Origin of the sequence: Nocardia sp. NPDC056100, from assembly GCF_042266325.1 — a bacterium.
GTDB lineage: Bacteria > Actinomycetota > Actinomycetes > Mycobacteriales > Mycobacteriaceae > Nocardia.
Window position 1 is genome coordinate 421,196 of record NZ_JBHJVY010000005.1, and the last position, 11,187, is coordinate 432,382.

At 66.9% G+C, this 11,187-nt stretch carries 10 protein-coding genes; 9 read left to right on the top strand and 1 reads right to left on the bottom strand.

Annotated elements, in window-relative coordinates:
* The first annotated feature begins 82 nt into the window (after positions 1–82).
* The 3 genes from ACFC0O_RS38555 (at position 83) to ACFC0O_RS38565 (ending at position 5,777) form a co-directional block, all read left to right on the top strand.
* The gene (locus tag ACFC0O_RS38555; protein WP_375967143.1) at positions 83–1,450 is read left to right on the top strand and encodes an ABC1 kinase family protein; all 1,368 of its coding nucleotides are present in this window, start codon (positions 83–85) and stop codon (positions 1,448–1,450) included.
* A gap of 38 nt (positions 1,451–1,488) precedes the next feature.
* Complete coding sequence (locus tag ACFC0O_RS38560; RefSeq protein WP_375967007.1) at positions 1,489–2,511, top strand: alpha/beta hydrolase; 1,023 nt, start codon at positions 1,489–1,491, stop codon at positions 2,509–2,511.
* A gap of 86 nt (positions 2,512–2,597) precedes the next feature.
* Positions 2,598–5,777 carry a carboxyl transferase domain-containing protein gene (locus ACFC0O_RS38565; protein ID WP_375967009.1) on the top strand — a complete coding sequence of 1,060 codons (3,180 nt, stop codon included), beginning with the start codon at positions 2,598–2,600 and terminating at the stop codon, positions 5,775–5,777.
* Between the two features lie 3 nt (positions 5,778–5,780).
* Here the strand turns inward: ACFC0O_RS38565 and ACFC0O_RS38570 are convergent, their stop codons facing one another.
* Positions 5,781–6,392: a TetR family transcriptional regulator gene (locus tag ACFC0O_RS38570; RefSeq protein WP_375967011.1), complete on the bottom strand. Its 612-nt coding sequence runs from the start codon at positions 6,390–6,392 to the stop codon at positions 5,781–5,783.
* Between the two features lie 109 nt (positions 6,393–6,501).
* On the opposite strand from ACFC0O_RS38570, the gene ACFC0O_RS38575 reads away from it, so the two are divergent.
* The 6 genes from ACFC0O_RS38575 (at position 6,502) to ACFC0O_RS38600 (ending at position 11,185) form a co-directional block, all read left to right on the top strand.
* Positions 6,502–7,728: an alkane 1-monooxygenase gene (locus ACFC0O_RS38575; protein WP_375967012.1), complete on the top strand. Its 1,227-nt coding sequence runs from the start codon at positions 6,502–6,504 to the stop codon at positions 7,726–7,728.
* Positions 7,728–7,919, top strand: coding sequence for a rubredoxin (locus ACFC0O_RS38580; RefSeq protein WP_364633508.1), 192 nt, complete (start codon positions 7,728–7,730; stop codon positions 7,917–7,919). Before ACFC0O_RS38575 ends, ACFC0O_RS38580 begins: the two co-directional genes overlap by 1 nt.
* Positions 7,909–8,094 (top strand): rubredoxin, encoded by a 186-nt coding sequence (locus ACFC0O_RS38585; protein ID WP_364633510.1) that lies wholly within the window; start codon positions 7,909–7,911, stop codon positions 8,092–8,094. Before ACFC0O_RS38580 ends, ACFC0O_RS38585 begins: the two co-directional genes overlap by 11 nt.
* Complete coding sequence (locus ACFC0O_RS38590; protein WP_375967014.1) at positions 8,091–9,239, top strand: NAD(P)/FAD-dependent oxidoreductase; 1,149 nt, start codon at positions 8,091–8,093, stop codon at positions 9,237–9,239. The genes ACFC0O_RS38585 and ACFC0O_RS38590 overlap by 4 nt, the downstream gene beginning before the upstream one ends.
* A 246-nt stretch (positions 9,240–9,485) precedes the next feature.
* Positions 9,486–10,316: an MlaE family ABC transporter permease gene (locus ACFC0O_RS38595; RefSeq protein WP_375967016.1), complete on the top strand. Its 831-nt coding sequence runs from the start codon at positions 9,486–9,488 to the stop codon at positions 10,314–10,316.
* A complete protein-coding gene (locus ACFC0O_RS38600) occupies positions 10,316–11,185 on the top strand; it encodes an ABC transporter permease (protein WP_364633515.1) in 870 nt (289 codons plus the stop codon). The genes ACFC0O_RS38595 and ACFC0O_RS38600 overlap by 1 nt, the downstream gene beginning before the upstream one ends.
* The last annotated feature ends 2 nt before the right edge of the window (positions 11,186–11,187 follow it).

The following is an 11,187-nucleotide window of genomic DNA, read 5'->3' on the forward strand; positions in this document are numbered from 1 at the left end:
GAACGGGTGTGTCGACTGTGCCGGGCACCACAGCGGACCGACCGGGTGGCACAGAGATACACTGCGCCCCGTGAGCTCACCGATGACTGTGCGGGCGGGGGCGCCCGAGGTGATCCGGCCGGATCTGGACACCTTCGGGTTCTCCGAAGTGCGCCGAACCGCGATCGTGGGTGCGGTACTGGGCGGATCGGTTACCCGCAGCGTGCTACGCGGCGGCCTGCGCAAGGCCAAGCGCAGACAGGCCGTGGCCGAGGGCGTGGTGAACGGTTTCGAATCGCTGGGCCCGATGTTCGTCAAACTCGGTCAGCTGATCGCCTCGTCACCGGGCGCGTTCCCGCGCGAACTCGCCGATGCCTGCCTGCGCTGCCTGGACGATATGAGCCCGTTCCCGTCCGCGGACGCGCGCGCCATCGTGGAAGCCGATCTGGGCAAACCGATTTCGGAGCTGTTCCGGTCCTTCGACGATGAACCGCTCTCGGCGGCGTCCATCGCCCAGGTGCACGCGTGCGTGCTGACCGACGGCCGCCCCGCGGTGGTGAAGGTGCAGCGGCCCGAGATCGCCAAGCGCATGATCGTGGATCTGCGCGCGGCCATGAAACTGGCTCGCGCACTGGAGAAGCGGTCCGAGAACGCGCGAGTGGCCAACGCGCAGGCCGTGGTTCGCGATCTGTACGAGGCGACCGTCGCCGAACTCAACTTCCTGATCGAGGCCGATAACCAGACCCGGGCGCGGCAGAATCTGGCCGCGTTCGGCGACAACACCAGTGTCGCCATCCCCGAGGTCTATTGGGAGCACTGCGGGCCGCGCGTGCTGTGCATGGAACGCATGCGCGGTATGCCGCTCGATCGCTTCGACGATATCCGCGCCGTGCATCCGGATTCGGAACTACTGATCCGCCGCCTGGTCAAAGCCTGGATGGAATCGGTCGCGGTGCACGGGCTCTTCCACGGCGATGTGCACGCGGGCAATCTCTGGCTGCTCGACGACGGCCGGGTCGCCATGCTGGACTTCGGCATTGTCGGGCGCATGGAAACCGAATGGCGCGAATTCGTGCGGGCGCTGTTCTACGCCAGCGCCATCGACAACGATTTCCGCCCGGTGGCCCGGGCACTGCGCAAATTGGATCTGGTCGCCGATGACAGCGGTGACGACGCCACCATCGGGCGACAGCTCGCTGTGGCGCTGGGTCCGGTGCTCTCGGGCAGCCTGGACAAGCTGGATTTGGGTGTGGTCGCCGCCCGTCTTCTCGAATTCGGGAAGCGGCGTGGCGCATCCGGCCCGGAACAGCTAATTCTTATGGGGAAACAACTCGGCTATTTCGAACGATATGCGGTAGCGCTGGCTCCCGGATGGAAGCTCGGCCGAGACCTGTACCTGTTCCGCAACGTTTTTCCAACTGAAGTAGCCGCCAAGATCGCCGAAGAAGGCACCGAACTCCCCGTCGACTGACGGGCGACGGTGTCCACTGGATTGGATTTGACTGTTCGATGAAGCTCTCCGCACTACGCAGCGCGACCGCCCTCCGGGTTTCCGCCGTGGCCCTCGCCGCTGCGCTGTCCACGACCATGCTCGGGGCGACCGCCTCGGCGGAACCGGCGGCCAAGCCCTCCGCGATCAGCTCGATCGTCAAGGAGGGCCGTACCTGGCATTTCAAGGTGTATTCGCAGGCCATGGGCCGCGATATCACCGTCGATGTGCAGCGTCCGGCCGATGAGTCCACGCCCGCGCCGAACCTGTACATGCTCAATGGCCTGGACGGCGGCGAGGGCACCGCGAACTGGAAGGCGCAGACCAAGGCGCTGGACTGGCTGGCCGATAAGCCGGTCAATGTCATCCAGCCCATCGGCGGCCTGGGCAGCTACTACACCGACTGGATCAAGGAAGATCCGCGGCTGGGCCTGAACAAGTGGAAGACCTTCTTCACCGAGGAACTGCCGCCGCTGCTGGACGACGCGCTGCACTCCACCGGTCTGAACGCGCTCGCGGGTCTGTCCACCTCCGGCACCTCGGTGCTGCAGCTGGCCGAGGCCAAGCCGGGCCTGTGGAAGTCCGTGGCGGCGTACAGCGGTTGCGCCCAGATCGCGGATCCGGCCGGTAAGCAGTTCGTCAAGCTGGCCACCGAAACCTGGGCCGGCGGCGACGTCACCAATATGTACGGTCCGGACGACAGCCCGCTGTGGGCCGCCAACGATCCGGTCATCAATGCCGAGAAGCTGCGCGGCACACTGCTTTACGTCTCCAGCGGCAGCGGTATCCCGGTCGCGGCGGACGTGCAGTACTACCTGAGCAACGCCCCCGGCGTCATGGGCGGGGTCAACCTCGGTCTCGGCATGATCATCGAGGGCGCGGTCAACGCCTGCACCGTGAACCTCAAGGGCCGCCTCGAGGGTCTGAACATCCCGGCCACCTACCAGTTCACCCCGGTCGGCACCCACTACTGGCCGTACTGGGATGACGCCCTGCACAACTCCTGGCCGATCCTGGCCCAGGGCATGGGCATCCCGGCCTGATTCTCCCCACGTGCGTGTAGTCCGCGCGGGCACCCCGCCCGCGGGATTGCACGCACGTTTCGTTTCCCGGCTGCGAGGATGGCGGCATGTACGTCGTCGTGGCCAATCGTGGTGAGATCGCTGTCCGGATCGTTCGCAGTGCGCGGGAACAGGGGTATTCCGCGCTCGCCCTGCATACCGGGGACGAGGCCGATGCGATGGCGGCGCGGCTCGCCGATGAGGCGGTCCGGCTGCCCGGACATGGGGTGGCGGCCTACCTCGATGTGGACGAGGTGGTGCGGGCGGCGCATAAGGCGGGGGACGGGGCGCTGGTGCACCCCGGCTACGGGTTCCTCAGCGAGAGCGCGGAATTCGCCGCCGCGTGTGCCGCGGCAGGACTGACCTTCGTGGGGCCCTCGCCCGAAGTGCTGAGGTTGTTCGGGGATAAGGTCGCGGCGCGGGCGGCGGCCGAACGTGCCGGGCTGCCGGTGATTCCGGCGACCGCGGGTGACGCGACGGTGGAACAGATCGCGGAATTGCTTGCCGCGCGGCCCGGCGGAGTCATGGTCAAGGCCGCCGCCGGTGGGGGTGGCCGGGGTATGCGGGTGGTGCGCGAAGTCGGTGAACTCGCCGACGCGTATGAGCGCTGTCGTGCGGAAGCGTCGGCGGGGTTCGGGAATGACGCCGTGTACGCCGAGGCACTGATCACCGAGGCCCGGCATATCGAGGTGCAGATCATCGCCGACGGCGAGCGGGCGATCGCGGTGGGGGATCGCGATTGCAGTGTGCAGCGGCGGCAGCAGAAGCTGATCGAGATCGCACCCGCGCCGAATCTGGATGCGGGACTGCGGGAATCATTGCACGGGTATGCGGTTCGGCTGGCCGAGTCGGTGGGCTGCCGGGGTGTGATCACGGTGGAGTTCCTGGTCAGCGGGGCGGAATGCTGGTTCCTCGAGGTGAATCCGAGGTTGCAGGTGGAGCACACCGTCACCGAGGAGGTGACCGGCCTGGATGTGGTCGCGATTCAATTCGAGTTGGCGCGCGGCCGGAGTCTGGCCGATCTGGAGCTGACCGCGAGCGCGCCGCGCGGATACGCCGTGCAGGTGCGGGTGAACGCCGAAATCGTCACGGCCGGTGGGGAAGTGCTGCCGAGCACCGGAACGCTCACACAGTTCGCCGCGCCGACCGGGGTGGGGGTGCGGGTGGATACGGCCGCCGGGATCGGTATGCGGCAGGACCCGCGTTTCGATTCGCTGCTGGCCAAGATCATCGCGCGCGGACCGTCGTATCCCGCTACCCTGCGCCGGGCCGCGGACGCGCTCGCGGAGACGATGATCGCGGGTGTCGAGACGAATCTGGCCGTACAGCGCGCGGTATTGGACGAACTCGTCGGCGCGGGTGCGGTCTCGACATCCTGGTACGAGCGCCTGGTGGGCGAATTCGTCTCCAGAGCAGCGGATTTCGCCCCGCCGCCGCACGCCGGACCCGAGATCGCCGCCGTAACCGATGCGGTCGACCTGGCCGGGGACGAACAGGCGCTGCGCTCCCCGATGGGCGGCACCGTGGTCTCGCTGGTCGAGCCCGGCACGGTGGTGCCCGCCGGTGCGGAAGTCGTTGTGCTGGAGGCGATGAAGATGCAGCATGTGCTGCGCGCCGAACAGCCGTTGCGGGTGGTCCGGCTACTGACCGCACCCGGCGCGGTGATCGATCCGCACGCACCCCTGCTGGTGTGGGTCGAAGCCGATCACGACGGCGAGCACGCCGATACCGTTGCGGTGGACCTGGATTCGATCCGTCCCGATCTGGCCGAGGTGCTCGCCCGGCATCTGGTGGGGCAGGATGAATCCCGCCCCGAGGCGGTCGCCAAACGACATCGCCTGGGCCGCAGGACCGCTCGTGAGAACATCGCCGATCTGGTGGACGCGGACAGCTTCCTCGAATACGGAGCATTGGCTGTCGCGGCGCAGCGCCTGCGCCGTACCCCGGAGGATTTGATCGCCAATACCCCTGCCGACGGTCTCATCGGCGGCGTGGCGACCATCAACGCCGACCGCTTCGGTGCCGACCGCACCCGCACGATGGTGATGTCCTACGACTACACCGTGCTCGCGGGCACCCAGGGCATGCGCAATCACGCCAAGACCGATCGCATGCTGGAACTCGCTCGCGCCCAGCGTCTTCCGGTGGTCTTCTTCACCGAGGGCGGTGGCGGCCGCCCCGGCGACACCGATTACCCGGGCATCTCCGGCCTCGATGTCACCACCTTCCGCGCCATGGGCGCGCTGTCCGGACAGGTCCCGCTCATCGGGGTGGTGTCGGGTCGCTGCTTCGCCGGAAACGCCGCGCTGCTGGGCATGTGCGATGTGGTGATCGCGACCCCGGACGCGAATATCGGCATGGGCGGCCCCGCCATGATCGAGGGCGGCGGCCTGGGCGTCTACGCTCCCGAGGACATCGGCCCGATCGAGGTGCAGCGCCGAAACGGTGTGGTGCACTTGGTCGCCGCCGATGAGGCCGAAACCGTCGACCTGGCCCGTCGCTATCTGTCGTACTTCCAGGGTGCCGAATCGGAGTGGACCGCACCGGATCCCCGGCTCGCCCGCCATGTGATCCCGGAGGACCGCCTGCGCGCCTTCGATATCCGGGCCGCCATCGAATCCGTCGCCGATCTGGATTCGGTGCTGGAACTGCGCCGGGACTGGGGTACGGGCATCATCACCGTCCTGGTCCGGGTCGAAGGCCGCCCCTACGGCCTGATCGCCAACGATTGCCACCATCTCGGCGGTGCGATCGACGCCCCCGCCGCCGATAAGCTCAGCGCCTTCCTGCGACTTTGTGACGCCCATCGACTGCCGGTCGTATCCCTGTGCGATACACCGGGATTCATGGTCGGCCCGGAAGCCGAGACGCACGCCACCGTCACCAAGTTCAGTCGCCTGTTCATCGACGCCGCCGCCCTGTCCGTGCCCTGGGGCACCATCATCCTGCGCAAGGGCTACGGTCTCGGCGCACAGGCCATGGCGGCGGGCTCATTCCGCGCCCCCAATTTCGTGATCGCCTGGCCCACCGGCGAAATCGGCGGTATGGGCCTGGAAGGCGCTGTCCGCCTGGGCTTCGCGAAGGAACTGGCCGCTATCGAGGACCCGGCCGCCCGCCAGACCGCCTTCGACAATCTGGTCCAGATGGCTTACGCCAGTGGCAAAGCCCTCACCGCCGCGACCGTGCTGGAACTCGACGATGTCATCGATCCGGCCGATACCCGCCGCTGGATCGCCTCGCTGCGGTAGCGGTCAGCCCGCCAGCACCGGACCCAGCACGCTCGCGATCACCACGATGATCTGATCGACGGCCTTGTCGATGGGTCCGGTCGGCTGGAACAAATGGCTCAGGGCCAGCCGGACAAGGGTTTCGGTCAGCGAGGCCAGTTCGGTGTCCGAGAGTGCGGTCAGCCCGTACTGGCTCCGCACCAGTGCGGTGACCGCCTCGATGGCGCGCCCCAGCACGGGTTCGGGCTCGGTCATCAGGACCGGCAGCAGTGCGGTGTCCGGTGCCGTGCGCCCCGCGAGCACGGCCTTGAGCAGGGTGTTGTCCGCACCGGTGCGCAGCGTGTAGTCGACCGCTTCGCGTAAACCCGCCAGGACGTCCTCGGGGTGTGCGGCCACGGCCTCGGCGATGCCGACCAGGAACCCGTCGACCTCGCGCCGGATCACCACTTCGGCCAGTTCGTGCTTGTTGCCGAACTCCTTGTACATGACCGGTCGGCTGACCCCGACCTCCTTGGCCAGCCGGGACATGTTCACCGCGCCCCAGCCTTCGGCGCAGACGATGCCGCGGGTGCTGTCGATGATGCGTTCACGCAGCAGCTGGCGCATCTCGGTCTGGAAGTTCGGCGTTTCTGCCACCTCGTGATGATACATGAGCACGTCTTTCGTCTCGCTCGTTGACATTCTCACGAAGAGTGTATCTACTGAATACACTTCTTCAAGAAGTGTAAATGCAAGGAGATCGACAATGACGACGTCTCGAATCGACGAGTCGACGCCCGTGGCCCCGTCCCCGCAATGGCGGGACCGCAAGCGCTACCTGTGGCTGTTCGGCCTGATCGCGCCCACCGCGCTCTTCCTCACCACCGGTCTGGTGGCGGCCTTCAACCAATTCGGCTGGGATGCGGTCGCGCCCGTCTGGTGGTGGATCGGCCCGCTGCTGGTCTACGTGCTGCTCCCCATCCTGGACCGGTTCTTCGGCCCGGACGGCCAGAATCCGCCCGATGAGGTGATGGAGTATCTGGAGAACGATCGCTACTACCGCTACTGCGTCTACGCCTACATCCCGTTCCAGCTGCTGAGCCTGGCGTACGCCTGCTACCTGTGGACCGCGAGCGATCTGTCCTGGCTCGGCATCGACGGCGGTCTGAGCCTGATCTCCAAGATCGGCCTGGCGCTGAGCATCGGTGTGGTGGGCGGCGTCGGCATCAATACCGCGCATGAACTCGGCCATAAGAAGGCCGAATTGGAGCGCTGGCTCTCCAAGATCACCCTGGCGCAGACGTTCTACGGGCACTTCTACATCGAGCACAATCGCGGCCATCACGTGCGGGTGGCGACCCCGGAGGATCCCGCGAGTTCGCGCTTCGGCGAATCGTTCTGGACCTTCCTGCCCCGCAGCGTCTGGGGGAGCCTGCGCTCGTCCTGGGAGTTGGAGGCGGCGCGACTGCACCGTCTGGGCAAGCGCCCGTGGACGATTCACAATGACGTGCTCAATGCCTGGCTCATGTCGGTGGTGCTGTGGGGCGTGCTGGCCGCGGTCTTCGGCCCGATCGTGCTCCCGTTCCTGGTCCTGCAGGCCGTCTACGGTTTCGCGCTGCTGGAGACGGTGAACTACCTCGAGCATTACGGTCTGCTGCGCCAGCGCACCGCGAGCGGCCGCTATGAGCGCTGCACCCCCGAGCACAGCTGGAATTCGGACCATATCGTCACCAATATCTTCCTGTACCACCTGCAGCGGCACAGCGATCATCACGCGAACCCGACCCGTCGGTATCAGACGCTGCGCAGTATGGACGGTGCGCCGAATCTGCCCAGCGGTTACGCGAGCATGATCACGCTGGCTTACTTCCCGCCACTGTGGCGGCGGGTGATGGATCGCCGGGTGCTGAACCACTACGACGGCGATATCACCCTGGTGAACATCCAGCCCGGCAAGCGTGATCGCGTGCTCGCCCGCTACGGGACCCGGTGATGGCCGCCTACCGTTGCCCCGTCTGCGATTACGTGTACGACGAGGCCAAAGGCGCACCCCGCGAGGGTTTTCCGGCGGGCACACCCTGGTCGTCGGTGCCCGATGACTGGTGCTGTCCGGACTGCGGCGTGCGGGAAAAGCTCGACTTCGAATCCGTCACCGCGACAACAGGAGCTGATCATGAGCACTGATTACAAACTCTTCCGCTGCCTGGTCTGCGGTTTCGAATACGACGAAGCCCTGGGCTGGCCCGAGGACGGCATCGGTCCCGGCACCCGCTGGGCCGATATCCCCGAGGACTGGTCCTGCCCCGATTGCGGTGCGGCCAAGGCGGATTTCGAGATGGTCGAGGTCAGCCGGTCGTGACCGAGCGCATGGTGATCATCGGCGGCGGCGTCGCGGGCGCCACCGCCGCCAAGACCCTGCGGAGCTCGGGCTTCGACGGTGAGATCGTGCTGCTCGGCACCGAACGCGGGCTGCCGTACCGGCGGCCCATGGTGTCCAAGGAACTGCTGGCCGGGACGGCGCTGGAACGGCGCACCCTGCTGGAGACCGCCGAGTTCTGGCCGGAACAGCGGATCGATGTGCGCATCGGCGTCACCGCCGCGAGCATCGACACCGAGCACAGGCTGGTGCGCCTGACCGACGGCGGCGAAATCGGTTATGACGCACTGCTGCTCGCCACCGGCGCGCGAGCCCGGCGCTTACCGGGGGCCGAGACCGGGGTGCACACCCTGCGCGGGCACGCCGATATCGCGGCCCTGCGCCGCGCCATCGACAGTGGGTCGCTGCTGATCATCGGGGCCGGGCTGATCGGTTGCGAGGTCGCCGCGACCGCAGCGAAACTCGGTGCGCGCGTAACGATCCTGGATGCCGGTGCGGCTCCGCTGGACCGCATCGCACCGCCGATCATCGGCGACTACGTCCGGAAGCTGCACGCGGACAACGGCGTCGAGATCCACTCCGATGTCGTGCTGACCGGTGTGGAGCGCACGACCGCCGGGGTGCTGGCCACCTCGGCCGAGGGTCGCCACTGGAGTGCGGGGGCGGCGCTGGTCGCCATCGGATCGCTGCCCGATACCGCACTGGCCGAATCCGCCGGGGTGAAGATCGACGACGGCATTCTGGTCGACGAGGCGTATCGCACCTCGATTCCGGGCGTCTTCGCCGCCGGTGATGTCGCCGCGCGGTTCGCGCCGAAGCTCAATGCGTATGTGCGCGAGGAACATTGGAACAGCGCCCTGGAGCAGGGCGCGGCCGCGGCGAAGTCCATGCTCGGCCTGCCGGTCGGCCCGGCGGGAGTGTCCTGGGGCTGGTCCTCGCAATACGGGGTGAACATCCAGTTCGCGGGACGGATCGCGCCGGAGGACGAGCTGGAGATCCAGGGTACGCCGGGTACGCCGGATATCACCGTGCTCGCCTCCCGCGACGGCTGTCTCAGAGGCGCTGTCTCCATTGGTCGTCCGGCCGATATTCGTGCCGCCCGAGAGCGGATCGCGGCCGAGAGCTAACCGCGCGCAAAGAGTGAAATGCCCCTGATCAACCGTGTTGATCAGGGGCATTTCGCATTTGCCGATACCTTGCTGAAATCACCCTGACCAGGCGGCATACGCTCGCGCGCGGGTATTTTTCACCCGAACCGCGCGGTTGGTCAAGCCCTCGGACGAAACCAGTGAAGACTGACACGTCAGTCCGAAATCTGTATTACTGTCCGTCTGGGTCGGTACGGACCCATTGGGGCAACGGGGTGGTAAGCATTGGTCGACAAGGTCATTCGGGGGCCTGAGCCGTTGATTCGGCAGGCGGTCGAGTTCGTTCTCTCGGGGTTGCGCACATTCGGGCGCACCATTCAGCTCGCGGTGGCGGCCTTCCGCTACCTGGTCACCGATATCGTGGCCCTCAAACATCCGTGGCGCGACACCCTGCAGCAGGGCTGGTTCATCGTCAGCGTCACCGCCATTCCCGCTGTGCTGGTGGCGATTCCATTCGGCGTCATCGTCGCGGTGCAGGTCGGCAGCCTGACCCAGCAGGTCGGCGCGAGTTCGGTCTCCGGTGCGGCGGGCGGCCTCGGCGTCATTCGGCAGGGCGCGCCCATGGTGACCGCGCTGCTGCTGGGCGGTGCGGCCGGTTCGGCCATCGCCGCCGATCTCGGCGCGCGCACCATCCGCGATGAGGTGGATGCGTTGCGCACCATGGGAATCGATCCGATCCGCCGGCTGGTCGCGCCGCGATTGGCGGCGATGATCGCGCTCACGCCGCTGCTGTGCATGCTGATCATCTTCATGGGCGTGTTCACCGGCTATGTGATCGCGGTGGGCTTCCAGGGTGTGACGCCCGGCAGCTATCTGTCCGCCTTCGCGGCCTTCGCCAAGATGAGCGATCTGGTGGTGGCGATCGTGAAATCGGTGCTCTTCGGCATCATCGTGCTGGTGGTGTCCTGTCAGCGCGGGCTGGAGGCCATGCACGGTCCCAAGGGCGTGGCCAATGCGGTGAACGCGGCCGTGGTGATCGGTGTCATCGCCGCCTTCGGCGTGAATCTCGTTATCACCCAGCTGGTTTCGATGTTCATTCCGACGCAGGTGGGCTGATGACCCAGGTTCCCGCCAACTATCACGCCTTCGGCGCGGTCGGCCGGGCCGCCGAACGCGGCGCGCAGGCCCCGCTGGGGATCTTCGAATCCCTCGGGCACCAAGCGACTTTCGTCTACGAGGTACTGGCCGCCATCCCGCATACGCTGCGGGTGTACCGACGCCAGACCATGCTCATCCTGTCCGATATCACCTGGGGCTCCGGGGCGATCATCGTCGGCGGCGGCACCGTGGCGGTGCTGGCCTTCCTCGGTATCGCGGTCGGCGGTTCCATCGGCGTGGAGGGCTTCACCGCGCTGAACATGGTCGGCATGGGCCCGCTCACCGGGTTCGTCTCGGCCTACGCCAATACCCGGGAGATGGCTCCCATGGTGGCCGCCATCGGTTTCGCCGCCCAGGCGGGCTGCCGCATGACCGCCGAGATCGGGGCCATGCGCATCTCCGAGGAGATCGACGCGCTGGAGGCCATCGGGATCCGGCCGATGCCGTTCGTGGTGACCACCCGCGTCATCGCGGGCGTGATCACCATCGTGCCGCTGCATCTGCTCACGCTGATCCTGTCGTACCTGTCCTGCGCGACGGTGGTGAATGTGCTGCACGGGCAGTCCTCGGGCACCTACTACCACTATTTCGACGCGTTCCTGCAACCCGCCGATGTGGTCGCATCCCTGATCAAGGCAACGATTTTCGTCATCGCCATCATTCTCATCCACGGCTACCAGGGCTTCTACGCCTCGGGTGGACCGGAGGGCGTGGGCCGGGCCTCGGGCCGCGCGATTCGCGCCAGCCTGGTGCTGGTGGTCATCCTGGACATGATCCTCACCATCGTGATCTGGGGCCTGGACGTCGGCATCAGGATTTCGGGGTGATG

Coding starts and splice junctions, on each gene's coding strand:
- ACFC0O_RS38580 (WP_364633508.1), top strand. CDS start 7,728: ATGGCCGCCTACCGTTGCCCCGTCTGCGATTACGTGTACGACGAGGCC.
- ACFC0O_RS38555 (WP_375967143.1), top strand. CDS start 83: ATGACTGTGCGGGCGGGGGCGCCCGAGGTGATCCGGCCGGATCTGGAC.
- ACFC0O_RS38565 (WP_375967009.1), top strand. CDS start 2,598: ATGTACGTCGTCGTGGCCAATCGTGGTGAGATCGCTGTCCGGATCGTT.
- ACFC0O_RS38585 (WP_364633510.1), top strand. CDS start 7,909: ATGAGCACTGATTACAAACTCTTCCGCTGCCTGGTCTGCGGTTTCGAA.
- ACFC0O_RS38600 (WP_364633515.1), top strand. CDS start 10,316: ATGACCCAGGTTCCCGCCAACTATCACGCCTTCGGCGCGGTCGGCCGG.
- ACFC0O_RS38560 (WP_375967007.1), top strand. CDS start 1,489: ATGAAGCTCTCCGCACTACGCAGCGCGACCGCCCTCCGGGTTTCCGCC.
- ACFC0O_RS38575 (WP_375967012.1), top strand. CDS start 6,502: ATGACGACGTCTCGAATCGACGAGTCGACGCCCGTGGCCCCGTCCCCG.